The organism is Pseudomonas sp. C27(2019) (genome assembly GCF_008807395.1).
Lineage (GTDB): Bacteria > Pseudomonadota > Gammaproteobacteria > Pseudomonadales > Pseudomonadaceae > Denitrificimonas.
The window spans coordinates 199,760-225,314 of record NZ_CP043320.1 but is presented as its reverse complement, the minus strand read 5'-3'; the positions used below and the strand labels follow the sequence as shown (position 1 = coordinate 225,314).

The window sequence follows — 25,555 nt, the reverse complement described above, 5'->3', positions numbered from 1 at the left end:
TAACAGCCCGTATTAATGCACAGGCTTCACAAAGTTAGAATCTTCGAAATACTGCGCATAACTATTCAAGGCACCAACCAACTGGACTGCACCATTACGCTTTTCTTGTATATCACTATTTTTTTCCATAACCTGCGCACTGTCCATCATGCGGTAAATAACAATATGCAACTGCGCATCAGCATCGGGCTCTAATTCGCAATTCTCAATCATGTAGGCCACTTGCTGATTCACTTCACCGGCCAATGCCTGATAACCTGCCGCATCCAGCTTGTTGTTATGAATATCATCTAAAGAGCTGTTCACTGCCTCGCCAATTTCACGCATGGCTTGACGCAAAGGCGCATCTGTTTGCCATTTCTGACCGGCATTGAGCTGCAACTCGACACCGTGCACATCGCCATGATCATGCTCTTCTTCGGCCATAGCCGGCAGCGTTGTTAAACTCAAAGCTAAAGCCAAACCCAATCCTGTCGCAGTCTGCATGAGTGAATATTTTTTCATCTTGCTATCCTTTTATATGTAAATAGAGCTCTGAAAATGAGCCTCTCATTACCTATAACGCTTAACCCAAGGGTTTTGTTCCCTCAATCATTCACTTTTATGCAATTGCTCATAGTGCGAAGCATGCATCGGCTGCTGAAGCAGCAACTCTTTTAATAAGCCACGCTGGCGAGCCGTTAAAATCTCTCGCTCAGCTAACAGCTGTTTAACGACAATTTCTTGCTGCTGGTTTTGTAACTGTGCCAATGACTGACGGGCTAAATCCACATTTTCCAAGTCCAAATCATCGGCAAAGACCGCCTCTATCAAGCTGTTGCGCTGCTGTTTAATCGCATTTTCATTGGTTTCAAGCTGGACTAAAAACGCCTGCTCAGCTTGACGCCAGTGCAAGACTTGTTGCGCATCCAACTGCAAATAATTGGCTAAAACCAACTGCTTGTTTGCCCCTCCCCAGCTTGCCCAGACGATGGCCAGCAAGATGCCAAAATTGAGCAAGGTTAGAAAAATAAAATACCTACGCTTTTTAGGTTGGTTCATTTTTGAGACTCCAAATAACAATACGCCGATCTGCTACACAAAAAACCCGGTGGCTCTGCACCCAGCACCTGCACCACAGCCAAATCTAATGGCATACTTTTTTCTGCCGGCATCATCCAGCTGCCAATCAGCAAACCACAAACAACGCTGGCAACAGCTGCGCCGTACTCCAACAATGACCAAGCGCTATGCCGCTCGGAGGATGGCAAGTCGCAAGGCGCTAAAGCAGGCAATAATGCCAACGTTTGCGCACGCACATCTATCATTTTTTCAGCAGTTTTTAACATCCGCATATCGCGCTGTAATTGTTGTAAATCAAGCAGGTATGCTCGACAGGCAGCACAGGATGCAAGATGCTCTTGCACTCGAAGCTGCTGCGCAGCATCGAGTTGTTGATCAAGATAGGCTGACAGCCATTGTTTTTCAATATGCTCAATCATACGTCGCTCCCGCTGTTAATCTGCTGCATCAGTGCTGCGCGCCCCCTAGATAAACGCGATCGAACAGTGCCTGTATTGATGTCTAACAACTCAGCAATTTCTTGGTAAGAAAAGCCTTCAATATCACGTAAAAGCAAAATCTCTCGATGCTCCACTGACAACTTGAATAAAGCCTCTTCCAGTTGCTCTAATCGTTGCATTTGGATCGCATGCTCCTCAGCACTGAGCGAGTGTGCTACCAACTGCTCATGCTCAATCTGTGCTTCAAACGATACCTGCGGGTAACGTTGCTGGGCACGCAACACATCCAGACAAGCATTACGTGCAATACGCAACAACCAGGCTGCAAAGGCGGCATCAGGCCGCCAGGTATCCAAGGCTAGAAAAGCCTTAATAAACACATCTTGAGTTATATCTTGCGCACATTGCGCACTGCCTAATAATCGTCGTGAAAAGTGGTACACCTGCACTTGATAGCGCGCGATTAATTCACCATAAGCGAGTCGATCACCTTGCCGTGTTTGCTCAACAAGGTGATCGTCTGTTGCTTGACTCATCCGTGCAATCCTCACCTTATTCATGCGTCTTATTAGTTAACGTTTGTACGCGACAAAAGTTCCCTGTCCCGCTGCTGTTTAGCAAGCTTATGCAACATAGAGCACATGACAGATAACAGTTTTACTCTGCCAAACTGGCAGTACTGCAGCTTTCAAGATTAATTCAGATACTTTTCAGCATAACAATAGGCATTAAACAAAACGCTTAGCTACAGCTTAAAAACATCAGGCTGGCAAAACTATTCTTAATCAATTTTTAGCCAAGGCCTTGTCTCCAGAGTTGCACAACACATTCCTCTCTGTAAAGATAGCAACCAATTACTATCTTTGCAGGATACATCTATGCAACCACCAAGCAAATACTTACCTGCCGATGAGCGTCGCGCTGTCACTGTTGCAGCAGTTGTTGAATTAGCGGCGCAACAGAATCCAAGCGAAATCACCACAGCGGCTATTGCCAAACATATGAACGTGACTCAAGGCTCACTATTTCGGCACTTTGCTAATAAGGAAGCGATTTTAGAGTCGGTAATGAATTGGGTAGCAAAACGCTTACTGACGCGCATTGATAAAGCCATGCAGGGCCAAGAAACGGCAATAGCTGCGTTACACGCTGCATTTATGACCCACATCCAATTTATCAGTGACCATCCTGGCGTACCGCGCTTGCTATTCGGTGAGTTACAGCGCAAAGAAAACACGACGCCAAAAAAACTTGTGAATGCCTTGCTGGGCAATACCAACAGCGCCTGCAGCAAACCCTTGAGCAAGGTAAACAAAACCAAGAGCTCGATGCAGAACTGGATATTGAAGCAGCAGCCATGCTGTTTATTGGCAGCATTCAAGGCTTGGTGGTGCAAAGCATTGTGCTGGGCAATAGTGACACTCTGCTGCAAACAGCTGAAGATATTTTTGTGCTGTATCAGCGCGCAATTGAGGCTCGTTAGCCATGTCAGATTTTTTCAAACAAAAAAAACTACTCGCTGTACTTGCTACCATCGCAGTGTTGGCCGCTGCATTTATTTGGGTGTTACTTAGTTCTGGACCTCTGGCAAAAATAAGAATTGTTGTCACAGAGGTGCAAGAGCAGCAGCTCGAGCCCGCCTTATTTGGTATAGGTACAGTGGAAGCACGCTATACCTATCACGTGGCCAGTAATATTGTAGGTCGCGCCGCCACATTGAATGTTGATGTCGGCGATACAGTTGCGGCTGGGGATATTCTTGGCAGTATTGATGTGGTCGATCTCGATGAAAAAATCAATGCGCAAACAGCCCTGATCGAGCGTAACCAAGCTCAACTCAAAGAGGCGCAAGCGCGTTCTGATTACACAGGCAAACAAGCGCAACGCTACAGAAAGCTACTGCCTTCACGCTCAGTCAGCGAAGAAGTCGAAGCCAGCAAACAACATGAATGGACCCTAGCCCGCAGCCAAGTGCAAAGCGCCAGCAGTGAATTAGCGCGCGCCCAAGCCGAGCTCTTGGCGCTACAAGCGCTGCATGAAGATCGCTACTTACGCGCACCCGCCTCAGGTTTGATTATCGCTCGCCATATTGACCCAGGCGCCACTGTATTGGCAGGGCAAACTGTTTTCGAGTTGATTGACCCTCAACAATTATGGGTTGATGTACGTTTTGATCAAGCTGGCTCAATGGCGCTGGCGCAGCAACAACCAGCACAGATCATCCTGCGTTCACAAGAGCTACAACCACACAATGGCAGTGTCGCTCGTCTAGAATGGCTGGCTGATGCAATCACTGAAGAGCGCCGCGCAAAAGTGATGTTTGCCCAGCAACCCAATCCAGCACCCAGTATTGGTGAGCTAGCAGAAGTCACAGTGCAACTGCCACAGTTAGCCAGCACGCCAGTGATTAGCAATGCCGCTATTATTCGCCAGAACGGCAGTCTAGGCGTGTGGATATTGGACAACCAACAACCTCTGTTTCAGCCGGTCAACATCGGCCGTAGCGATTTAGCCGGCAATGTACAAATACTCTCAGGGCTTAGCGCTGGGCAACAGCTGGTGCTGTATAGCAGCAAGGCTTTAACCGCTAACAGCCGAGTTAAGCAAGTTGAACAGTTGGTTGACACGCCATGATCAGCTTAGCCGGCCGCGATATCCTCCATGCGTGGGGTAAGTTTGTTTTTACCGGCATTGGTTTAGGCTTACTGATCGGCGTCACCCTGACCATGGCCGGTGTCTATCGCGGCATGGTCGATGATGCGCAAGTGCTGCTGGATAACAGCGCGGCAGATTTATGGGTGGTGCAAAAAGACACCCTTGGCCCCTATGCTGAACCCTCCAATTTACCGGATGATACTTGGCGCGCTGTGGCTAATATGCCCGGCGTGGCCAGCGCCTCTAATGTGACCTACTTAACCATGCAAGTTGCGCATGCTGGCGGTGATACCCGCGCTTTAGTCACCGGTATCGCCAATACTGGGCCGGGCTCTTCAGGTTGGCCATTGCGATTAATAGCAGGCCGCCAAGTCAGCAAGAACCACTATGAAGCAGTCGCGGATATCGCCAGCGGTTTTAAGCTCGGTGAGCGTATTCAAATCCGCCGCAATAGCTACCTTATCGTCGGCTTAACCCAGCGCATGGTGTCCTCTAGCGGTGACCCGATGATTTTTATTCCGCTATTGGATGCCCAGCAAGCGCAGTTTCTGAAAAGTAACGATGCCATTGCACAAAGCCGCCGGCGGATTAAGCAAAACCCAATTTTCAATAACCCGCGCAATCCTGAGGTACTGGATGCTGTGCTGCAATTACAAGAAAGTAACACCCAAGTCAACGCAGTGCTGGTGCAGATCAAAGCACAGGCTGAGCCCAAACAGGTCGCAGAAGATATTCGGCGCTGGCTACGTTTACAGGTCTACGACCGTGAGCAAATGGAAGGGATTTTAGTCGGCAAACTGATTGCCACCTCAGCACGACAAATCCTGATGTTTTTAGTGATTTTGGCGGTGGTCAGCGCTGCAATTGTAGCCTTTATTATTTATACCTTAACCATGGGTAAGATCCGCGAAATTGCTGTGCTTAAGTTGATTGGCACGCACAATCAAACCATTGTTTCAATGATTATCCAGCAAGCGTTAGCCTTGGGTGTGATTGGTTTTATCGTCGGTAAAATTGCCGCAACTGTGTGGGCGCCTTTCTTTCCAAAATATGTCCTGCTGATCACGCAAGACACAATCACAGGCTTAATCGCTGTGCTGTGCATGTGTGTACTGGCCAGTTTTGTCGCGATTTATGCAGCGTTACGCGTCAACCCTGCTGATGCGGTCGGAGGCTAACCTATGCAACCCTATGGAATTAAAATTTCCGAATTAAGCAAATCATTTGGACGCGGTGACACTGCAGTGCACGCCCTTAAGCAGGTCAATATGCAAGTTGCACCCGGTGAAGTGGTCGGTCTAATTGGCCCCTCAGGCTCTGGCAAAAGCACGCTGTTGAAATGTCTGGGGGCGATTATCGAACCCAGTGCTGGGCAGATGTACCTAGGCGAGCAACTGATCTATGACAATGCATGGAAAATATCTGATTTACGCGCTCTGCGCCGCGATAAAATTGGCTTTGTCTTCCAAGCACCCTATTTAATTCCATTTTTGAGCACACTAGATAACGTTGCTTTGCTGCCCATGCTGGCCGGCAAAAGCAACAAACAGGCACGCCAGCAAGCATTGGATTTATTAACAATGCTGCAAGTCGAGCATCGTGCTCATGCTTTGCCTTCACGTCTATCCGGTGGTGAACAGCAGCGTATTGCCATTGCGCGCGGGCTGATTAACCGCCCGCCCGTGATCTTGGCCGATGAACCCACCGCAGCATTGGATAGCGTGCGTGCGTTAACCGTTATTCGGATGCTTAATGAGATTGCGCGGGACTACAACACGGCAGTCATTGTCGTGACCCACGATGATAAAATCATCCCAACCTTTAAGCGCCTCTACCATATACGTGATGGCATCACCTACGAGGAGCAAGGACAAGGTTTGGAGTCATCATAACTGACACGACTGAGCAACAACTGCTTCACCTCGCCATTGGCTGCAGTTATGCGTACAATACGCGCTCGCAGCGCCTAGCTTAGGCGCCCATGGTTCCCTCACCCCATTCAAAAAGGTGTTTTATGCTTATTCTATCTGGCCCACGGCAACATGTGGCAGTGGTAACGCTGATTGCGTTCCATATCTTTATTGTGATTGCCAGTAACTTCCTTGTGCAATTTCCCATACAACTGTTTGGCTGGCAAACCACCTGGGGCGCGTTTAGCTTTCCCTTTATTTTCTTAGCCACCGACCTCACCGTACGCTTACTTGGCAAGCAGCCGGCACGGCGGGTGATTGCTTACGTGATGCTGCCGGCTTTACTGGCTTCTTATATTGTCTCGGTGCTTTTTCAGGAAGGCGCGTTTCACGGTGCTGGTGCTTTGCTGGTGTTGAATACCTTTGTCCTGCGGATTTCCTTAGCCAGCTTTGCTGCTTATGCAGTAGGGCAGTTGGTCGATATTCAAGTATTTGATCGTTTGCGTCAGTTAAAGCAATGGTGGATCGCACCAGCCGCCTCTACTGTGTTGGGTAATTTACTGGATACTGCAGTGTTTTTTAGCATTGCCTTTTGGTACAGCAGCAACGCGTTTATGGCCGAACATTGGGTTGAGATTGCGGCGGTGGACTACGTTGTAAAAATTCTAATCAGTTTATTACTGTTTGTTCCGCTGTATGGTTTGCTGCTCAATATTTTATTGCGTTTTATGGGTGCGCCAGCAGAGGCTAAACCTGCGGTGAGCTGATTGTTATTTTGTAGACAGCGGATATTTTTACACTACTGGCTGGTGAGTGCGATGTATGCCGTGCTTCGAAATTGGTGTTTATCCGTCGATGAACCCATCCTGGGTTCAACTCCGGCGCTGCGCCATCCTTGGCGCGCTTGTCACACCAACCCCGAAACACTCGTTGATCAACGGCGTTGTGAGCACGATTGATATAAGACTCGTCTGTTTCTGAAAGCTCTTAAGTTGGAGTTGGCCATGTGGGTTATTCACATGATATCCGCACTTAAGGGATAAAAATCTACGCACACCAGCTTAAGTTAAAGCTGCTTTAAAAGAGCCGTGCTACAGACCCGAAAGCAACATCAATGATCAATGAGTACCGTGCGGGTGACGTGGCAAGCGCAGCCATGGATGGCGTAGCGCCCGAATTGCGCCAGGAAGGCGCATTGAGGGAAGAACGGCACTTGCACGGTACGGTATACGCAATTAATCCCTGATGCTTTTAGTGTTTTTTTGCTGGAAGGTGCGGTGCATGCCGTGCTTCGAAATTGGTGTTTATCCGTCGATGAACCCATCCTGGGTTCAACTCCGGCGCTGCGCCATCCTTGGCGCGCTCGTCACACCAACCTCGAAACACTCGTTGATCAACGGCGTTGTGAGCATGATTGATATAAGACTCGTCTGTTTCTGAAAGTTGTGAATACTGTGATTATCTGCGTCGTTCGCTTGATCGCAGTACTTACCAAACAAGAAACAGTATCTGGCAGTTTAAATTAAAGCTGCTTTAAAAGAGCCGTGCTACAGACCTGAAAGCAACATCAATGATCAATGAGTACCGTGCGGGTGACGTGGCAAGCGCAGCCATGGATGGCGTAGCGCCCGAATTGCGCCAGGAAGGCGCATTGAGGGAAGAACGGCACTTGCACGGTACGGTATACGCAATTAATCCCTGATGCTTTTAGTGTTTTTTTGCTGGAAGGTGCGGTGCATGCCGTGCTTCGAAATTGGTGTTTATCCGTCGATGAACCCATCCTGGGTTCAACTCCGGCGCTGCGCCATCCTTGGCGCGCTCGTCACACCAACCTCGAAACACTCGTTGATCAACGGCGTTGTGAGCATGATTGATATAAGACTCGTCTGTTTCTGAAAGTTGTGAATACTGTGATTATCTGCGTCGTTCGCTTGATCGCAGTACTTACCAAACAAGAAACAGTATCTGGCAGTTTAAATTAAAGCTGCTTTAAAAGAGCCGTGCTACAGACCCGAAAGCAACATCAATGATCAATGAGTACCGTGCGGGTGACGTGGCAAGCGCAGCCATGGATGGCGTAGCGCCCGAATTGCGCCAGGAAGGCGCATTGAGGGAAGAACGGCACTTGCACGGTACGGTATACGCAAATAATTCCTGACGCTTTTAACTTCGATTTACTGGTGAACACCGAGTCTACCGTACTTCGGAAACACAAAATTATTTACAGACTTAAAGATACCCTTAATGATTAAATTCATCCCCAAACAAAGCATCCAAATCCGGCTCGCCTGGAATAACATGCTCTTCGGACGCCCAAGCCCCTAAATCAATCAACTTACAGCGCTCACTACAAAATGGACGAAAAGGACTTTGCTCACCCCATTCGACAGGCTTTTCACAGGTAGGACAGGCCACCGTTGTTACTGAAGTCATGCTTGACCCCCTTTCAAAGTTAAATAGTAATCATGCAAGCGTAACACCTCTCGCTGCAAAGCTGATTTATCCGCGGCATTACATAAGACATCATCAGCATGCTTTAAACGCTCATCACGCGCTAACTGCGCCTGCATAATCGCCCGCAACTGCGCCTCAGAGACTTGATCGCGTTGCAACGCTCGCTGCATTTGCAGCTCGCTTGGCACATCCACCACCAGTACGCGCTGGACGGTTTTATACTGACCTGATTCAATCAGCAACGGCGACACTAAAATAGCGTAAGGCGATTGTGCTGCTGCTAAAAACTGGTTAATTTCTTCACGAATCAACGGGTGTAATAAGGCTTCCAACCATTGCCGTTGCTCTGGCTCAGCAAAAATACGCTCGCGCAAAGCCGCACGATTAAGTTGTCCATCAGCGAGCAATAGTGCACCACCAAAGCGATCTACTATTTTTGCCAAAGCAGAACGACCCGGCTCAACCACCCAGCGCGCAGCATGATCGGCATCAATCACCTCAATACCCAGCTGCGCAAAAGCATCTGCCGCAGCACTTTTGCCACTGCCAATACCACCGGTCAGCCCTAACACCCACGGTTTACTCAAAACATTGTTCCTTTATTGATTGTTACAACCAACCATTATTAAATGATCTGATTGTTACACTCTTTTATTAAAGACTGGCAACAAAATCACAGCCTGACAGCCCTTCTATCGGCTAATCTACGCTGCAAGTCAAACACCAACATAACGGTTGTTAATGCTTATACTCTCGCCTCACAGTTGCAGCTGATAAATGTACGACGCAGTTCAGCTCAGCCACTTTTATAGGGATTTAAACATGCGCCTACACCTTTACCGCTCTTTGCTTGCTAAATATAAACACTGGTTAACATTAAGTCTTTTGCTTATGTCTAGCCTTTGCTTTGCCGAACCAGCAGCTTTAACAAGCGACGAACAGCTCAATTATCTTACGCAACTTAAACAACAACACGCCACTGCAGATAATCGTACCGCGCTGCTAGCTGAAGTAAACAGTTTGCTTGCGCAGCATGCATTACGTGCAGGCTATCAGGTTGGCTATAGTAATCCACAAGACTTTTTATACAGTGTCAACGTGGCTAAACAAGGCGAACTGCTGATCCGAGAAGAAATCCGTAGCAGCCAAAACAGCTCATTAGAAGTGCGCAGTCATCGTATTAACGTATTTGGTATCGACCCGTTTGTTAATTATGACTGTCCGCCACAAGGCGTGCGCTGCATGATTTTTGCTGAAGATAAGAATACTGCCATACTGACGATCGTACGCAATCAGCAAGCAGCTAAAGACTTGGCGCGGGCGTTGTCCTATTTAATTCGCAACATGCAGCGCGGCTAGCACACAAGACAGTCGGCTTATGCAGAGCAAGCCGACTGTATGCAAAGGCACCCATGCGTCTATTTTGCTTAACAGTAAGTCATTGTACTGGCAAAAAACACCATGGCAGGCATCTACTTCGCCAGTGCGCTCATAGTCTACGCTCTAAGCAACGAGGGCTTACATGAGCATTTATTTAGGGAAAAATAACCGCTTAAGTTCTGCACCTGGATTACTGGCGCGCATAAATGCCTCGCCCACCAAAAATGCATGCACATCGTTAATTTCCATGAGCTCAACATCAGTTCGCTGCAAAATGCCACTTTCAGTAATCACTAGACGCCCTTCTGGGATGCGTGGCAATAACTCTAGAGTAGTTTCTAGCGACACCTCAAAGGTATGCAGATTACGATTGTTAATGCCCACCAGCGGCGTATCTAAATGCGTCAAGACACGATCAAGCTCTTCTCCGTCGTGTACTTCGGCTAACACGTCCAGCCCCATCTCTTTGGCAACAGCGGCCAGCTCAAGCATTTGTCCATCATCTAAACATGCAGCAATCAACAACACGCAATCGGCACCTAGAGCACGCGCCTCAATAATTTGGTACGGATCAACCATAAAATCTTTGCGGATCACCGGCAGTGAACAGGCATTACGTGCTTCTTGTAAGTAGCGGTCCGCGCCTTGGAAGAAATCAATATCAGTCAGCACCGACAAACAGGTTGCGCCACCTTGCTCATAGCTTTGCGCCAGCCACTCAGGCACAAAATCTTCGCGCAACACGCCTTTGCTGGGCGATGCTTTTTTGATCTCAGCAATCACCGCAGGTTTTTTCTTTTGCACTTGCTCTTGTAAAGCGCGAGCAAAACCACGTGGTGCCGAGGCTTGAGCAGCTTGTGTGTGCAACTCGCTCAAACTCACTATTTGTTTACGCTGCGCGACTTCTTCATGCTTACGCACGACGATTTTTTCTAAAACCGTTGGAATGCTCATGCCATTGTTGCCTCTTGCTTAAACACCGAAGTAAAAGACACCAACTCAGATAGCTTTTCTAAAGCAAGACCGGTATAGATGGTGTCATGTGCGCGTGCCACGCCTTCTTTTAAGGTGCTGGCTACGCCTGCTGCATACAAAGCGGCACCGGCATTGAGCGCAATCATTTCTGCCGCTTTATGCGCATAAGGTGACTCTCGCTTACCTAGGGCATCTCGAATCAAGGCGTATGAAGCGTCAGCACCATCCACCTCTAAACCAATCAATGACTGGCTGTTAATACCAAAATCTTCTGGCTGAATACGATACTCAGTAATTTCACCATCTTTTAGCTCAGCAACAAAAGTCGGCGCACCCAAACTGATTTCATCCATACCATCTTGCGCATGTACCACCAAGACATGCTCACTGCCTAAACGTAACAATACTTCAGCCAACGGGCGGCACAGCTGCTTGCTGAATACGCCAATCACTTGGTTTTTTACCTGCGCCGGATTGCTCATTGGGCCCAAGATATTAAACAAGGTACGCAAACCCAGTTCACGCCGCGGGCCACTGGCATGACGCATGGCGCCATGATGCGCTGGTGCAAACATAAAACCAACACCCACTGTTTCAATACAGCGCGTGACTTGTTCTGCGCTTAAATCTAAATAAACACCTGCTGCCTCAAGCAAATCTGCACTACCGCTTTTGCCAGACACAGCACGATTACCATGTTTTGCCACCCGCCCTCCGGCGGCAGAAACCACAAAAGCGGCTGCGGTTGAAACATTAAAAATATTCATGCCATCACCGCCTGTACCGCAGGTATCAACCAGGTACTCACCATTGATGACGACAGGCTCAGCCAACTCACGCAAAACTTGCACAGCGCCAACAATCTCATCGATGCTTTCACTTTTCATACGCATGGCGACTAAAAACCCGCCAATCTGTGCATCAGTGCACTGTCCGGTCATAATCTGGCGCATCACCGTCTGCATCTCTGCCGTGCTTAAATCTAAATGACCAACCGCTCGATTCAGCGCTTCTTTAATATCCACTAACGCTGCCCTCCCGTTTGTTTTAAAAAGTTTGCTAACAAAGCATGGCCTTGCTCAGTCAAAATTGATTCAGGGTGAAACTGCACCCCCTCAATATTTAACCTGCGATGCTGCACACCCATAATCGCTTCCAGCTCACCCTGCTCAGTTTGTGTCCAAGCAGTAACCTTTAAGTCTGCAGGCAAACTGTCTGGCGCCAGCACTAAGGAATGGTAGCGGGTTGCCGTCAATGGGTTATTTAGACCGGTAAACACCCCTAGATTATGGTGATAGATTGGACTGGTTTTGCCGTGCATCGGCTGCTGCCCACGCACGACCTTGCCACCAAAGGCCTGACCAATACTTTGATGGCCTAAACACACACCTAAAATGGGCACTAAACCAGCAAACGCCTTAATCGCCTCAATTGATACACCCGCTTCATTGGGCGTGCAAGGCCCTGGAGAAATCACCACCTGCTCAGGTTGCATAGCCAATAATTCAGGCACACTGTATTCATCATTACGCACCACTTTGACCTCAGCGCCCAACTCAGCAAAATATTGCACCAAATTCCAAGTGAAGGAGTCGTAATTATCGATCATTAGCAGCATACAAGATGGTCCTGAGCCGTTTAAGGGATGTGATTAAGAGGCTTATAGCATTTCTTTGCGTAATTGAGCTGGGCTTTTAGGCGACAACAAACCTGGGGCAATATCAAACACGGTTTTCGCACCGATATCGTTAACACGCGCTAAGCGATGCACTGCTCGCGCATAGGCCACCAGCACACTGGCGGTAAACTCAGGGTTACTATCCAGCGCTAGCGAATACTCAATGGTTTGCTTGCTATCAACGCCGGTATTACCGCTGCGAATCACAAAGCCTCCGTGTGGCATGCTGCTGTGTTCTTTGCTGAATGTTGCCTGATCAATAAAATTGACCTCGGTATCGTAATCTGCAAAGTAGTCCGCCATGGTCACGATGCTATTACGCACAGTATCTGCATCCGCACCCTCTTCCAACACGATAAAGCACTGACGCTTATGCTTTTCACGGGTGCTCAACTCAGGACGCTCACCGCTACGCACGCGCGCAATCGCCTCTTCGGATGGCAAAGTGTATTGCACGCCTGATTGAACACCTGGCACACGGCGTACCGCATCTGAGTGCCCTTGGCTCAACCCTTTACCCCAGAAAGTATAGGTTTCACCTTCTGGCAAAATCGCTTCACCATATAAGCGATTGAGTGAGAACAAACCTGGATCCCAGCCAACGGATAACAACGCCACACGGCCTGCATCACGCGCAGACTGATCCAGCGCGGCGTAGTACTCCGGCACTTTAGCGTGGGTATCAAAGCTATCGACAGTGTTAAAAAACTGCGCCAAGTACGGCCCTTGTTCAGGCAGATCAGACTTAGAGCCACCACAGAGAATCATCACATCCACTTCATCTTGGTGCTGCTCAATATCAGCCATGGCATGCACCGGCACGCTGCTGTCCAACAAGGTCACGCTAGCGGGATCACGACGGCTAAACACACCAACTAATCGCATATCTGGATTCTGTGCTAACGCAGCTTCAACGCCGCGTCCTAAATTGCCATAACCGGCAATAGCTACTCTGATTTGTTGAGACATAATGACCTACCTTTACAGTTAAAACATAAACACAATTAAATACACGATCAGCTGATTGCTTTACTTTTTTCAGCCAGCGCAACAGCTTTAAACATGGCGCGACGCTTATTTAGCGTTTCTTCCCACTCCAGCTCAGGCTGCGAGTCAGAAACAATACCGGCACCGGCCTGCACATGCAGTTGACCGTTTTTAATCACCGCAGTACGAATCGCAATTGCGGTATCCATATTGCCATTCCAGGCCCAATAACCCACTGCGCCGCCATACACGCCACGCTTAATCGGCTCGAGCTCGTCAATAATTTCCATGGCGCGTATTTTCGGTGCACCAGACAAAGTCCCTGCCGGTAAAATTGCGCGCAAGGCATCCATGGAGTTGAGCTCGTCGCGTAACTCGCCAGTAACATTGGAGACGATATGCATCACGTTAGAATAGCGCTCAACGATCATCTTTTCCGTTACTTTAACACTGCCAGTCTGAGCAATTTTACCGACATCATTGCGTCCCAGATCAATCAGCATCAAGTGCTCTGCCAGCTCTTTTTTATCCGCCAGCAACTCTTGCTCAAGAGCGTTATCCTGCTCTTCAGTGGCACCGCGCGGCCGCGTACCGGCAATTGGCCGAACAGTAACCAAGCCATCTTCAACCCGCACCAACACTTCTGGCGAGCTGCCGACCACATGGAACTCAGCAAAATTAAAGAAATACATATAAGGCGTTGGATTAAAACAGCGCAACGCTCGGTACAGATCAATGGGTGCTGCGGTAAAAGGCACCGACATACGCTGAGAAATGACCACCTGCATGCAGTCACCAGCGGCGATATAGTCTTTAATTTGTAAAACAGCTTTTTGGTAATCTTCACGGCTGAAGCTGGAGGTAAAATCCGGCTCAGTGTTATCGATAGCACTTAAATCAACACCCAAGCGCGGGGTCAACGGTTTGCGTAGTTGTGCGCTAAGCAACTCAAGCTCAACCAAGCCTTGCTGATAGGCATCGGGTTTACTGGGGTCAGCTAAAACAATTAAATGCAGCTTGCCGGATAAATTATCAAACACCACCACCGCATCGGATACCAACAATAAAATATCTGGCGTGCCCAGCGGGTCAGCGTTAGGGCACTCGGCTAAACGTTGCTCCACATAGCGCACGCTGTCATAGCCAAAATAGCCCACTAAGCCGCCATTGAAACGTGGCAATCCGGGCAATGTCGGTACTTGATAACGGGCTTTAAAGCTTTCCACGAAGGCCAACGGATCATCCACATCCAGGTCTTCAACCACACGCTCATCGGTTATCACGCGCACGCGCTTACCATCGACACGCAAGCGGGTGCGACTCGGTAAACCAATAATGGAAAAACGTCCCCACTTCTCGCCGCCTTGGACAGACTCCAGTAAGTATGAGTAAGGCGCATCAGCCAGTTTTAAATAAATCGAGAGCGGTGTATCAAAATCGGCCAGTGTTTCACGCGCCAAAGGAATGCGATTGTAGCCTTGTGCAGCTAAGCGCAAAAATTCTTCGTGGGTCATATCAGCCTCGTGGCAAGAGGAAAAAAGGGCAAACACAAACGATACTGCCTAAATGGCGAGCAAAAACAATTAGACACGCCAACGCCAACGGCCTGATGCCGCTGGTAATGTGCCTATCAATAGTTTGCGATTAACAACCACGAGCGGGTCCCTTGGGATGGTCTGAAATATTTGTTAACACTAGCGCAGGCTATGTTAACTCGCAACCAGTAGATGCTAGTTTTTACTATTTAAGTCAGCAATAAGCGCTGTTATAAACGGTATTTATCGAGTGATCTGCATGCACTCTGCTAACAGCCGCCTAGTAGAAGCTATATAAATACCAGCTAAGCACAGGCTTGATTAATTTTTAAACTGAGCCTGCTGACTCAAGAAGATACTCACGCACCTGTTCTGCGCTGCCACTGAATTCAATGGCATCTTCTCTTTGCAACAATTGGTATGCATACATGGGATCGTAATATTGGCTTAAGACACGTCTAATCCACTCGCGGTGCAAGCTGTTATCACCGCGCTGCTGCTCAGCCAGAGCCTGCTGTAACAGCACCTTAATTTGCTGATACAGTGCGCCGCCTAAACGTTTTTGAATTTTCTGCAATGAAACACTTAAATCGTCACTGAAGGCAACAAAACCAGCCTCTTCGCCCACAGCCTGCTGCCACTCCAGCAACTTATGCAGAATATAATTACGAAACGTATGCTCAACACGTTGCTCTAAAGTTGCCGTGACAATAATGATTGGCGCCGCAGCCATGCGTTCGCGCAGCGACAGAGGAATAGCGCAGCGTCCAATAAGCTTGCTTTCGTCTTCAAGCAGAATGCGCTGCTCGGGCCGTGCATGGTGTTGGCGTAAAAAAGCAATTGCCAAGGCATTTTCAAAGTCAATTGGCGAGGGCTGGCCACCCGGACGCTTACCAAAGGAACTGCCTCGGTGATGAGCAATACCTTCCAGATCAATGCTGTCAGGAAGACTATTGAGCAAATCTGTTTTAGCGCAACCGGTATGCCCGGCTAAAATACAAAAACGACTGGCCGCCACAATCTGCTCTTGTGTATCAATTAGAAAACGGCGCATGGCTTTATAGCCACCGATTATGCGCGGGTAATCGCAGCCCGCTGCTTGCATCCACTGCTGCACAATCTGGCTGCGCAGACCGCCACGAAAACAATACAAATAGCCGTCTGGGTTATTGCGGGCAAAGGCCAACCACTGCTCAAGTCGGCGCTGTTTAATCTCACCACTCACCAGCTGATGACCCAAGGCCAGTGCTGCTGATTGCCCTTGCTGCTTATAACAGGTACCCACTTTGGCGCGCTCAGCATCCGTCATTAATGGCAGGCTAAGCGCTTGCGGAAAGGCACCCTTAGTAAATTCCAGCGGCGCTCGTGTGTCCATCATCGGTGTGTCAGTTAAGAACAGACGAGCAAAATCTTGGCTGTCAGCCCGACTCATGGACGTACTTCAATGCGGTAGTCATTGCGTGCTGCGATTAACTCACCGATAGACTGAGCGTAGACGCCGGCCGCACTAAGCACCTGCTCTAACACCGCGGCATGCTGTGGTTGCACCGCAATTAATAAACCGCCACTGGTTTGCGGATCACAAAACAGGGCGCGCTGCTCATCGCTTAACGGTGCAAGCTTATCGCCATAGGATTCAAAGTTACGCGTAGTACCACCGGGCAAACACCCTTGGGCAATGTAATCACGCACTGGTGGCAGTAATGGAATATATTGCTCATACAGCAGCGCATTAACGCCACTGCCTTCACAGACTTCCAGCAAATGCCCCATCAAACCGAAACCGGTAACATCAGTAATGGCTTCAACACCTGGCAAGTGTGCCACTTCAGCACCCACTTTATTCATCTGACACATCACATCTCGCGCTAGAAATTCATGCTCAGCACGTAATTTTTTCTGCTTTTGCGCGGTGGTTAAAATGCCGACACCAAGCGGCTTAGTCAGATACAGCCGACAACCCGCCGTTGCAGTGTTGTTTTGCTTGAGCTGATCTTTACTGACAATGCCAGTCACTGCTAAACCAAAAATGGGTTCCGGCGAATCAATGCTATGACCACCGGCCAACATAATGCCCGCTTCGGCACAGGCCTGACGACCGCCTTCGATCACTCGCTGGGCGACTTCTGCTGGCAACACATCAACTGGCCAGCCGAGGATGGCAATCGCCATAATGGGTTTACCACCCATAGCATAAATATCACTGATCGCGTTGGTCGCAGCAATGCGGCCAAAATCAAACGGATCATCAGCAATCGGCATAAAAAAATCGGTGGTGCTGAGAATGACCTGGCCATTACCAATGTCATATGCAGCAGCATCATCCTTGCTGCTGTTACCCACCAGCAAGTTCGCATCAGAGGGTAACGTTAAGCTGGACGCCAAAATTCGATCAAGCACTTTTGGAGAGATTTTGCAGCCGCAGCCCGCGCCATGGCTGTACTCGGTTAAGCGTATTGTAGATGCGCACATTTGACTGTTAGCTGGCTTGTTCACTGGCGACTGTCCCTAAGTAGATACATGTATTGCAGCTGGACATAATACGGCCTGCTCGCCGGCAACGAAAGCAGCAGGCGTTTTAGCATTTTTTGCGGTACTCGCTATTATCAATAACAGGGCTTAGCAGCTGCAAAAAGAGCAGCTGTATTGCCTAGCAGCATGCAAGCGCGCCAATCAAACGCTATTTGAGCCACCATGCAAATCCAAGCCAAGCTTTAAAACACTGAACAACTATAGCTAACTAGCGCAGTGCATAAGCAAGCAATTATAAAAACAACTCGCGCAAGTCATCCACCACTAAAGCTGGGTTGTCCGCGCTGATCGGCTCACCGTAATTATACCCATAGGTTACCGCAACACAGGCCACATTAGCGGCATGCGCAGCTTGCACATCATTACGAGAATCACCAACAAACAGACACTGATCAGGCGTCACACCTGCTTGCTGCATCACCCACAATAAGCCAGCAGGATCAGGCTTTTTCTGCGGCAAGGTATCGCCACCGATAATCCACTGAAAAAAACCAGACATTTGCGTTTCAGCTAGCAGTTCAGGCAAGAATTTCTCTGGCTTATTGGTCACTAAGGCCAGTTTAATACCTAGTTTTTGCAGCGTCGCCAATGTATCTAAAACACCAGGGTATAAGCTCGTCAGCGCATAACCCGAACCATAGGCCTGCATAAAAACAGCAAGCGCCTCTGCCTCTTGCTCAGCCGTGATCGCGTGATGATCAAAGTCATCCGCTAAAGCGCGGCGCACCAAGACAGGCGCACCATTACCAACCCAATTGCGTACCTTATCAATGCCAGCAGGGACGCGACCTAACTGCAGCAACATAGCATCAGTGGCTGCAGCCAAATCGGGTATTGAGTCAACTAAGGTGCCATCTAAATCAAACATCATCAGTTTGGGCAGTTTGCCACCTGACACATTAAGCAAGGTTTTCATTATTTAACACCTGCCAGCTCTGCACGCATGGCCGCAATAACCTGAGCATAATCCGGCGCATTAAAAATCGCAGAGCCGGCGACAAAGGTATCAGCACCTGCTTGGGCGATTTCTTTAATATTTTTAACATTGACACCGCCATCAACTTGCAGGCGAATCGGCAAGCCGCTGGCATCAATCAATGCACGCGCTTCACGTAATTTATCCAGGGTACCTGGAATAAATGACTGCCCACCAAAGCCTGGGTTAACGCTCATCAACAACACCATATCGACTTTATCGAGCACATACTTAAGCACATCTAAAGGCGTGGCCGGATTAAACACTAAACCTGCTTTGCAGCCACCCTGTTTGATCAACTGTAAAGAACGATCAACATGCTCTGAGGCTTCTGGATGGAAAGTAATATAACTGGCACCGGCTTCAATAAAATCGCCAATCACACGATCAACCGGTTTAACCATCAAATGCACATCGATCGGCGCAGTAATACCGTATTTACGCAACGCACTACAGACCATCGGGCCAATGGTTAAGTTGGGCACATAATGGTTATCCATCACATCAAAGTGTACGGTGTCAGCACCTGCGGCTAACACACGGTCAACATCCTCACCGAGGCGCGCGAAGTCTGCTGATAAAATAGATGGTGCAATTACAAAAGGCTGCATAACGTCCTCACGGTAAGAAAAATTTAAGCGGCGATTTTGGCCAAGGCCATATGAACATACGCGAAAGGCGTTATCTTAGCGCAATTATTCAACCCAGAGGTCATCAAGGTTGCGAAAGCCCCAGTCTTCAATGCGCTCACGGGCACTGATACTTTCTGTGCAGCCAGCCTGCGCCAAATCAACCACTTCCTGCTCTATTGGCAGATTTGATTTACTAGAGAAAAACACTTTTACTTTAGGTTTTAGTAAATTCTGCTCATTTTTTTCCGTGACAATAGCCAAACGGCCACTGCTCAGGCGTACAAGTGAACCCACGGGGTAAATACCCATCACCCGAACAAATGCTTGAAATATGAGTGGGTCAAAATGCCCCTGCCATTGCGCCATGCGCTGTAATGACTCAGCAGGCCCCCAACCTTTTTTATAAGGCCGGTCAGAGGTAATCGCATCATAAACATCACAAACGGCCGCCATACGTGCAAATAAGCTAATATTCTCGCCTTTCAAACTCTTTGGATAACCACTGCCGTCATACTTTTCATGATGGTGCAAACAAACATCGTAGACTTGAGGATTAATCGCAGGATCACTCTCTAGCAGCAATTTTGCCCCATACACAGGGTGCAAACGAACTTTCTCAAATTCTTCATCAGTAAGTCGCCCAGGCTTGTTAAGAATGCTGTCATCAATCATCATCTTGCCGACATCATGCATCAAACCTGCAACACCCGCTTGCTGTACGAGCTCATCACCCAAATCAAGTTGACGCGCCAGCGCAATCATTAGTGCGCAGACCGCAACTGAATGCATGTAAGTGTATTCATCGACCTTTTTTAAGCGCACCAAGCTAAGTAGCGCCGAAGGATGGCGCAAAATCGACTCAGTGATATCGCTTACCAATGCATCAGCACCGCTCATATCAATGGCTTTACCCATGCGCACTTCAGTAAACATACTGATGACTGCATGCTTAGAACGCTCACAGATCAGCAGCGCACGTTTGATCTCACCGGACATCGTGACTGGTTTTGGCGGTGGTGCAGCAGCGGCTTGCAGCACCGCCTCAGCACGAATTTGTACTTGCTCTGGATCTTCACTGACAACAGATACTGGCAAATCTAAGCCTTTAGATGTATCAATCCAAACTTCTGTTACCGCACTGTTCTTCAAGCTCTGCAGATCAGCAGGGTCATTTAACACAAAACCTGCCTTCCAAAACGGGTGATCCATCCATGAGCCACAGAGCTCATGCAAATACATTCCTTGTTTAATATCGGCTACAGCGATTTTCTTAAGCATCTACTGACTCGCTAACACTTGTACTGTCTATTAATTATATGATTATGATGTTTTTACACTTAAGAAGCTATTCAACCCCCAAGCACTCATATTTTTAACAATGGCTAGGCATTACAAATTCATTATCCTTACCTACTCCGTAATAAGCTCAACGGTTTGCGCTTCAATTGTATAGGCAGAATCAGCCAGCTCATTACTACTGGCTTGCACTCGCAAGATGCCTTTAACCCACAACGGTGCATAGATATCTTGCAAATCAACACCTTGCGGATAACGCACAAGAATAATTTGATTAGGCGGCGGTGGCGGCACATGAATGCAAGCGCCAGGGTATGGCACCAAAAAGAACTCAACAAAGTTACCTTTATCATTGGTTTCTAAAGGTACAGGATAACCACCTAATAAGATCTTACGGCCATCAAACTCGGGAACTGTTTGTGCAGAATACATCACTGCAGGTAAATCTTTATCTGTCGAACGCAAGCCGCCGGGCACATAAAAACCACTTTCAGCTTCCGGCGTATCATGTTTGATTTCAGGCATATCAAATAATGCTTGTCGATCTGATTCAGGCAAAAGATCGAGCCAATCTGTTTCTTCCAGCGTCGCTTGAGCAACACCAACAAACAATATTATACCGAGCAATAAAAAACGCATGCAGACCACCCGTTAGCGCTTGCGTAGCGCTTCAGCGATAAACAGCAAGGCCACAGCGCCCAGCACAGCACCAATAAAACCTGCAGGCTCACCTGCATGATAAATACCCAGCGCCTGCCCACTATAGGTGGCAATAACAGAACCGGCCAAGCCTAAAATAATGGTCATGACCCAGCCCATACCACTGGGACCCGGCTTTAAAATACGGGCAATAATACCTACCAAAAAACCGATAACTAATGTGCCTAAGATTCCCATATACATCCTCTACAGTGCTGTGAATGGTGTTCTTACTAGGCAGCCTTACAGTTATGCAACCCTGTGCTTCTTAATTCTTTAAAAGCGCCTCAAGTTCTGCAATCTTTTGCTGCAACTGCTTGGCATCCTCACTGCGCAAGGTGGCATGTCCGACTTTACGGCCAACTTTGGCAGCCTTGTGATAATCATGTAAATGGCAATCAGCAATGGCTAACACCTGCTCTGCTGGCGGTACACTACCAATAAAGTTCAGCATCGCACTATGGCCTACAGCCTCAGTAGATCCGAGCGGCAAACCAGCGACAGCACGCAAGTGGTTCTCAAACTGGCTGCACTGCGCGCCCTCTATGGTCCAGTGCCCAGAATTATGCACACGCGGGGCAATTTCGTTGGCTTTTAAACCGCCATCCACTTCAAAAAACTCAAACGCCAGTACACCCACATACTCAAGCTGGTTTAAAACACGACTGGCATAATCTTCGGCAAGCGTTTGCAAAGGGTGATTATGACTGGCAATCGACAGATGCAAAATACCATCGTTATGTGTGTTGTGCACCAATGGATAACAGCTGACTTGGCCATCCCGAGCGCGCACTGCGACCAGAGAGACCTCGCCGGTAAAAGCCACAAAGCCTTCTAAAATGCACGGCACGTTACCTAAATAAGCAAAAGCATCCAGCACGTCGGCGGGCTCACGCAATACTTTCTGGCCTTTGCCGTCATAGCCTAAGGTGCGTGTTTTCAATACCGCGGGCAAACCAATCTGCGCCACAGCTGATTCTAAATCAGCTTGTGAAAGCACATCGGCAAATTCGGTGCTGGGGATACCCAACTCTTTAAACATGCTCTTTTCAAACCAGCGATCACGAGCAATACGTAATGCATGTGCACTGGGGTAGACAGGAACGAACTGTTCTAAAAAAGCTACAGTTTCGGCGGGAACACTTTCAAACTCAAACGTCACCAGATCAACTGATTGCGCTAACTGCTCTAAGTGCGTTGGCGAATCATAGTCCGCTAGCAAGTGCTCACCGACGACTGCTGCACAGGCATCCACTGCTGGATCAAGAAAGGTAAACTGCATTCCTAAAGGGGTTCCCGCCAGCGCTAACATACGCCCGAGCTGCCCACCACCAATCACGCCAACCTTCATTGTTTAAGCCTCTCGTGGATCTGGGTTATCTAATACTGTTTGTGTTTGTTTCTCACGGTAGGCATTGAGCGCCACGTGAAACTCTGGGTGCTGGTGGCCTATGATGCTGGCGGCCAAAAGGGCTGCATTAACTGCGCCCGCTTTACCGATGGACAAAGTCGCTACCGGCACGCCTGCAGGCATCTGCACGATCGACAATAACGAATCAACTCCAGAGAGCATCGATGACTGTACAGGTACGCCCAAGACTGGCAAGTGCGTTTTTGCTGCACACATACCCGGCAAATGCGCTGCGCCACCAGCACCGGCGATAATTACCTCAATACCACGTTGATGAGCTTGCTCAGCATAACTGAATAACAGGTCAGGGGTGCGGTGCGCCGACACCACTTGCACTTCATAGGGAATGCCGAGGGTTTCCAGCATGTCTATGCTGTGGCTCATTGTGCTCCAATCCGACTTGGAACCCATAATCACGCCTACCAATGGACTCATCAGTGTTGCCTCTTCAGGTTTGGGCGCCTATTTGCTTTGGCGCGGCAAAAATAACAAACCACGCTACATGGCGTGGCTTAGTTAATGAAACGGTCAAGATTTGTAAGCGACTAATTATAGCGCATTTATTAGGCATTACTAAAACGCTTCGCGACAAATGCCTCTTTCTCATAGGCATCGTTAAAGCCCACCTTGCACAGTTAAGCCAACGCCCAACTCAGTCGCCAGCGCCCACGGCAGCAGTAGCGTATCCAACAAAACACTAAAAGGCAGATCAAGCGCCGCATATTTAGGCGCCTGCGCACCAAAGCGTTGTAACGGATAACTGCCGCCTTGCAAACTGTACCAATCCAGGCGCGTGCCCGAATAAATCACCGGTGCGCCCGCTTGCGCAGCATCTAAGGTGCGCACACTGGCGCAACCACTGCTGAGTAGCAGCGCCACTAGCAATAACGCAAGCGGCGCTCTACTCATCCCAGCCGGCTTGATGATGCTCACCCCAGCGCGGCAACATATCTTGCGGGATCTGTAAAACATTTAGAATACGCGCCACAACAAAATCAACCAAATCATCAATGCTTTGTGGTTGATGATAAAAGCCGGGCGAGGCGGGTAGAATAACAGCTCCCATATTCGATAGTTTCAGCATGTTTTCTAAATGGATGCTGGAATACGGTGCTTCGCGCGGCACGATAATCAGCTGACGACGCTCTTTGAGTGCCACATCTGCGGCACGCTCAATCAAACTATTGCAAGCGCCAGTGGCTATGGCTGACAAAGTTCCCGTGGAGCACGGCACTACCACCATAGCGTTGGGCGCGCCAGAACCCGATGCCACTGACGACATCCAGTCTTCTTTACCATACACCCGCACTTGCCCTGCAGCCGCGCCAGTGTACTCAGTTAAAAACTGCTGCATGGCTTGCGGTTTGGGCGGCAAGAGCACGTCAGTTTCTGTGGCCAACACCAATTGCGCCGCTTTAGAGATCAAAAAATGTACTTCGCGCTCTTCTTGCACCAAGCAATCGAGTAAACGTAAACCGTATTGCGCACCCGAGGCGCCGGTCATCGCTAAAGTAATCCGTTGCGGACCCATCATTGCATCGCCTCCAAGGCTTCCACCAGTTGCGCATGAATCCCGCCAAAACCACCATTGCTCATAATCACCACTTGCGCGCCCGGTTCGAGCAACGCTAAAACACCATCTATGATCGCTTGCAAGCTGTTGCAGACCTGCGTTAGCACCGGCGCATCAGCCACAGTACTGGCCAAATCCCAGCCAAGGTTATCCGGCGCATACCAGAACACATAGTCAGCCAATGCAGTTGACGGCGCTAAACCTTCACGGTGTGCGCCCAGCTTCATAGAATTGGAGCGCGGCTCAATCACGGCAATAATGCGCTGCTGGCCAACTTGCTTGCGTAAACCATCTAAGGTGCTGGCAATAGCGGTGGGGTGATGGGCAAAATCGTCATACACCGTTACGCCAGCGACCTGTGCGATTTTTTGCATACGCCGCTTAACATTCTCAAACCCAGCTAAAGCTTGTGCACCATGCTCAGCAGTCACGCCAACATGCCGCGCTGCCGCTAACGCCGCCAGCGCATTGGCCACGTTATGCAGCCCGGTCAACGACCATTGCACCCGCCCCTGTTCAACACCATCCAACCACACAGTAAAATCAGAACCATCATCTTTAAGCAAATGCGCTTGCCACTGCCCATCAGGCCCGGTGGTTTGTACGGGCGCCCAGCAGCCTTTCTCAACCACCCGCTGCAGCGCTTGCTCGCGCGCAGGATAAATCACCAAACCATTGCTCGGCACGGTACGCAACAAATGGTGGAACTGCAGTTCAATCGCTGCTAAATCAGGGAAGATATCTGCATGATCAAATTCTAAGTTATTGAGTACCGTGGTGCGCGAGCGGTAATGTACAAACTTAGAGCGCTTATCAAAAAACGCACTGTCATATTCATCCGCTTCAACCACAAAGAAATCAGTTGCACCTAAACGCGCAGAGACGCCAAAATTTTGCGGCACACCACCAATTAAAAAGCCTGGCTGCATACCGGCATACTCTAAAATCCATGCCAACATGCTGCTGGTAGTGGTTTTGCCGTGAGTACCGGCGACCGCCATCACCCAGCGCCCTTGCAACACATGCTCCGCCAGCCACTGCGGACCTGAAACATACGGCAAGCCCACGTCGAGCATATATTCAACTGCAGGATTACCGCGCGACAACGCATTACCCACCACCACCACATCGGGCGCAGGCTGCAAGTGCTCAGGCTGATAGCCGTGCATCAGCTCAATACCCTGTTCTGCAAGCTGCGTACTCATCGGTGGATAGACATTGGCATCAGAGCCAGTAACGCGATGCCCTAGTTCTTTGGCTAGCAGGGCTAAGGAGCCCATAAAGGTGCCGCAAATACCTAAAATATGAATATGCATACAGACCTCAAATAATTGCTAGCAAGATTAGCATAATCAACAGG

Annotated in this window: 30 protein-coding genes and 2 pseudogenes; 9 read left to right on the top strand and 23 right to left on the bottom strand. The window is 48.9% G+C overall.

Annotation, left to right across the window (positions count from 1 at the left end):
- Positions 1-12: 12 nt before the first annotated feature.
- From FXF61_RS01100 to FXF61_RS01085, 4 genes are all read right to left on the bottom strand, one after another.
- Positions 13-504, bottom strand: a complete 492-nt coding sequence (locus tag FXF61_RS01100) for a hypothetical protein (RefSeq protein WP_151183534.1) — start codon at positions 502-504, stop codon at positions 13-15.
- Between the two features lie 87 nt (positions 505-591).
- Positions 592-1,041 carry a periplasmic heavy metal sensor gene (locus FXF61_RS01095; RefSeq protein ID WP_151183533.1) on the bottom strand — a complete coding sequence of 150 codons (450 nt, stop codon included), beginning with the start codon at positions 1,039-1,041 and terminating at the stop codon, positions 592-594.
- Positions 1,038-1,481 (bottom strand): zf-HC2 domain-containing protein, encoded by a 444-nt coding sequence (locus tag FXF61_RS01090; RefSeq protein ID WP_151183532.1) that lies wholly within the window; start codon positions 1,479-1,481, stop codon positions 1,038-1,040. The genes FXF61_RS01095 and FXF61_RS01090 overlap by 4 nt, the downstream gene beginning before the upstream one ends.
- Positions 1,478-2,038 carry an RNA polymerase sigma factor gene (locus tag FXF61_RS01085; RefSeq protein ID WP_178087236.1) on the bottom strand — a complete coding sequence of 187 codons (561 nt, stop codon included), beginning with the start codon at positions 2,036-2,038 and terminating at the stop codon, positions 1,478-1,480. Before FXF61_RS01085 ends, FXF61_RS01090 begins: the two co-directional genes overlap by 4 nt.
- Before the next feature lie 342 nt (positions 2,039-2,380).
- On the opposite strand from FXF61_RS01085, the pseudogene FXF61_RS15220 reads away from it, so the two are divergent.
- From FXF61_RS15220 to FXF61_RS15040, 8 genes and pseudogenes are all read left to right on the top strand, one after another.
- A pseudogene (locus FXF61_RS15220) lies at positions 2,381-2,985 on the top strand (TetR/AcrR family transcriptional regulator).
- A 2-nt stretch (positions 2,986-2,987) separates the two neighbouring features.
- Entirely contained in the window at positions 2,988-4,136 is a 1,149-nt protein-coding gene (locus tag FXF61_RS01075; protein WP_151183530.1) for an efflux RND transporter periplasmic adaptor subunit, read from the top strand.
- On the top strand, positions 4,133-5,335 hold the full coding sequence (locus tag FXF61_RS01070) for an ABC transporter permease (protein WP_151183529.1): 1,203 nt from the start codon (positions 4,133-4,135) through the stop codon (positions 5,333-5,335). The genes FXF61_RS01075 and FXF61_RS01070 overlap by 4 nt, the downstream gene beginning before the upstream one ends.
- 3 nt (positions 5,336-5,338) lie before the next feature.
- Entirely contained in the window at positions 5,339-6,049 is a 711-nt protein-coding gene (locus FXF61_RS01065) for an ABC transporter ATP-binding protein (RefSeq protein WP_151183528.1), read from the top strand.
- A 122-nt stretch (positions 6,050-6,171) separates the two neighbouring features.
- Positions 6,172-6,834, top strand: coding sequence for a 7-cyano-7-deazaguanine/7-aminomethyl-7-deazaguanine transporter (locus tag FXF61_RS01060; protein ID WP_151183527.1), 663 nt, complete (start codon positions 6,172-6,174; stop codon positions 6,832-6,834).
- A 347-nt stretch (positions 6,835-7,181) separates the two neighbouring features.
- Complete coding sequence (locus tag FXF61_RS15050; RefSeq protein WP_256663473.1) at positions 7,182-7,313, top strand: hypothetical protein; 132 nt, start codon at positions 7,182-7,184, stop codon at positions 7,311-7,313.
- Positions 7,314-7,637: 324 nt separating this feature from the next.
- Positions 7,638-7,769: a hypothetical protein gene (locus FXF61_RS15045; RefSeq protein WP_256663473.1), complete on the top strand. Its 132-nt coding sequence runs from the start codon at positions 7,638-7,640 to the stop codon at positions 7,767-7,769.
- Positions 7,770-8,093: 324 nt separating this feature from the next.
- Positions 8,094-8,225 (top strand): hypothetical protein, encoded by a 132-nt coding sequence (locus FXF61_RS15040; protein WP_256663472.1) that lies wholly within the window; start codon positions 8,094-8,096, stop codon positions 8,223-8,225.
- Between the two features lie 83 nt (positions 8,226-8,308).
- Here the strand turns inward: FXF61_RS15040 and yacG are convergent, their stop codons facing one another.
- Positions 8,309-8,500, bottom strand: coding sequence for a DNA gyrase inhibitor YacG (yacG, locus tag FXF61_RS01055; protein WP_151183526.1), 192 nt, complete (start codon positions 8,498-8,500; stop codon positions 8,309-8,311).
- On the bottom strand, positions 8,497-9,108 hold the full coding sequence (gene coaE, locus FXF61_RS01050) for a dephospho-CoA kinase (protein WP_151183525.1): 612 nt from the start codon (positions 9,106-9,108) through the stop codon (positions 8,497-8,499). The genes yacG and coaE overlap by 4 nt, the downstream gene beginning before the upstream one ends.
- A gap of 304 nt (positions 9,109-9,412) precedes the next feature.
- Here coaE and FXF61_RS01045 point away from each other — a divergent pair, with 304 nt between their 5' ends.
- The gene (locus FXF61_RS01045; RefSeq protein WP_151183524.1) at positions 9,413-9,880 is read left to right on the top strand and encodes a hypothetical protein; all 468 of its coding nucleotides are present in this window, start codon (positions 9,413-9,415) and stop codon (positions 9,878-9,880) included.
- A gap of 171 nt (positions 9,881-10,051) precedes the next feature.
- On the opposite strand, the gene trpC is transcribed toward FXF61_RS01045, so the two are convergent.
- From trpC to mpl, 17 genes and pseudogenes are all read right to left on the bottom strand, one after another.
- The gene (gene trpC / locus FXF61_RS01040; protein WP_151183523.1) at positions 10,052-10,855 is read right to left on the bottom strand and encodes an indole-3-glycerol phosphate synthase TrpC; all 804 of its coding nucleotides are present in this window, start codon (positions 10,853-10,855) and stop codon (positions 10,052-10,054) included.
- Positions 10,852-11,901 (bottom strand): anthranilate phosphoribosyltransferase, encoded by a 1,050-nt coding sequence (gene trpD, locus FXF61_RS01035; RefSeq protein WP_151183522.1) that lies wholly within the window; start codon positions 11,899-11,901, stop codon positions 10,852-10,854. The genes trpC and trpD overlap by 4 nt, the downstream gene beginning before the upstream one ends.
- The gene (locus FXF61_RS01030; RefSeq protein ID WP_151183521.1) at positions 11,901-12,494 is read right to left on the bottom strand and encodes an aminodeoxychorismate/anthranilate synthase component II; all 594 of its coding nucleotides are present in this window, start codon (positions 12,492-12,494) and stop codon (positions 11,901-11,903) included. Before FXF61_RS01030 ends, trpD begins: the two co-directional genes overlap by 1 nt.
- A 42-nt stretch (positions 12,495-12,536) precedes the next feature.
- Complete coding sequence (locus FXF61_RS01025; RefSeq protein WP_151183520.1) at positions 12,537-13,523, bottom strand: diaminopimelate dehydrogenase; 987 nt, start codon at positions 13,521-13,523, stop codon at positions 12,537-12,539.
- Positions 13,524-13,570: 47 nt separating this feature from the next.
- Positions 13,571-15,055: an anthranilate synthase component I gene (gene trpE, locus FXF61_RS01020; protein ID WP_151183519.1), complete on the bottom strand. Its 1,485-nt coding sequence runs from the start codon at positions 15,053-15,055 to the stop codon at positions 13,571-13,573.
- 349 nt (positions 15,056-15,404) lie between these two features.
- The gene (gene mnmH / locus FXF61_RS01015; RefSeq protein ID WP_151183518.1) at positions 15,405-16,508 is read right to left on the bottom strand and encodes a tRNA 2-selenouridine(34) synthase MnmH; all 1,104 of its coding nucleotides are present in this window, start codon (positions 16,506-16,508) and stop codon (positions 15,405-15,407) included.
- Positions 16,505-17,548, bottom strand: coding sequence for a selenide, water dikinase SelD (gene selD, locus FXF61_RS01010; protein ID WP_151183517.1), 1,044 nt, complete (start codon positions 17,546-17,548; stop codon positions 16,505-16,507). Before selD ends, mnmH begins: the two co-directional genes overlap by 4 nt.
- A gap of 292 nt (positions 17,549-17,840) precedes the next feature.
- Positions 17,841-18,524, bottom strand: coding sequence for a phosphoglycolate phosphatase (locus FXF61_RS01005; protein WP_151183516.1), 684 nt, complete (start codon positions 18,522-18,524; stop codon positions 17,841-17,843).
- Positions 18,525-18,559: 35 nt separating this feature from the next.
- Positions 18,560-19,195, bottom strand: a pseudogene (gene rpe, locus FXF61_RS01000) (ribulose-phosphate 3-epimerase); the annotation flags it as partial.
- A gap of 84 nt (positions 19,196-19,279) precedes the next feature.
- Positions 19,280-20,494, bottom strand: a complete 1,215-nt coding sequence (locus FXF61_RS00995) for an HD-GYP domain-containing protein (protein WP_151183514.1) — start codon at positions 20,492-20,494, stop codon at positions 19,280-19,282.
- Between the two features lie 132 nt (positions 20,495-20,626).
- Positions 20,627-21,151 (bottom strand): DUF3299 domain-containing protein, encoded by a 525-nt coding sequence (locus FXF61_RS00990; protein WP_151183513.1) that lies wholly within the window; start codon positions 21,149-21,151, stop codon positions 20,627-20,629.
- Between the two features lie 12 nt (positions 21,152-21,163).
- On the bottom strand, positions 21,164-21,409 hold the full coding sequence (locus FXF61_RS00985) for a GlsB/YeaQ/YmgE family stress response membrane protein (RefSeq protein ID WP_151183512.1): 246 nt from the start codon (positions 21,407-21,409) through the stop codon (positions 21,164-21,166).
- 70 nt (positions 21,410-21,479) lie between these two features.
- On the bottom strand, positions 21,480-22,562 hold the full coding sequence (locus FXF61_RS00980) for a 5-(carboxyamino)imidazole ribonucleotide synthase (protein ID WP_151183511.1): 1,083 nt from the start codon (positions 22,560-22,562) through the stop codon (positions 21,480-21,482).
- 3 nt (positions 22,563-22,565) lie between these two features.
- A complete protein-coding gene (gene purE / locus FXF61_RS00975; RefSeq protein ID WP_151183510.1) occupies positions 22,566-23,057 on the bottom strand; it encodes a 5-(carboxyamino)imidazole ribonucleotide mutase in 492 nt (163 codons plus the stop codon).
- Positions 23,058-23,237: 180 nt separating this feature from the next.
- Positions 23,238-23,531 carry a YceK/YidQ family lipoprotein gene (locus tag FXF61_RS00970; protein ID WP_151183509.1) on the bottom strand — a complete coding sequence of 98 codons (294 nt, stop codon included), beginning with the start codon at positions 23,529-23,531 and terminating at the stop codon, positions 23,238-23,240.
- Positions 23,524-24,156 carry a flavin prenyltransferase UbiX gene (gene ubiX / locus FXF61_RS00965; protein ID WP_151183508.1) on the bottom strand — a complete coding sequence of 211 codons (633 nt, stop codon included), beginning with the start codon at positions 24,154-24,156 and terminating at the stop codon, positions 23,524-23,526. The genes FXF61_RS00970 and ubiX overlap by 8 nt, the downstream gene beginning before the upstream one ends.
- Positions 24,153-25,511: a UDP-N-acetylmuramate:L-alanyl-gamma-D-glutamyl-meso-diaminopimelate ligase gene (gene mpl, locus FXF61_RS00960; protein WP_151183507.1), complete on the bottom strand. Its 1,359-nt coding sequence runs from the start codon at positions 25,509-25,511 to the stop codon at positions 24,153-24,155. The genes ubiX and mpl overlap by 4 nt, the downstream gene beginning before the upstream one ends.
- Positions 25,512-25,555: the final 44 nt, after the last annotated feature.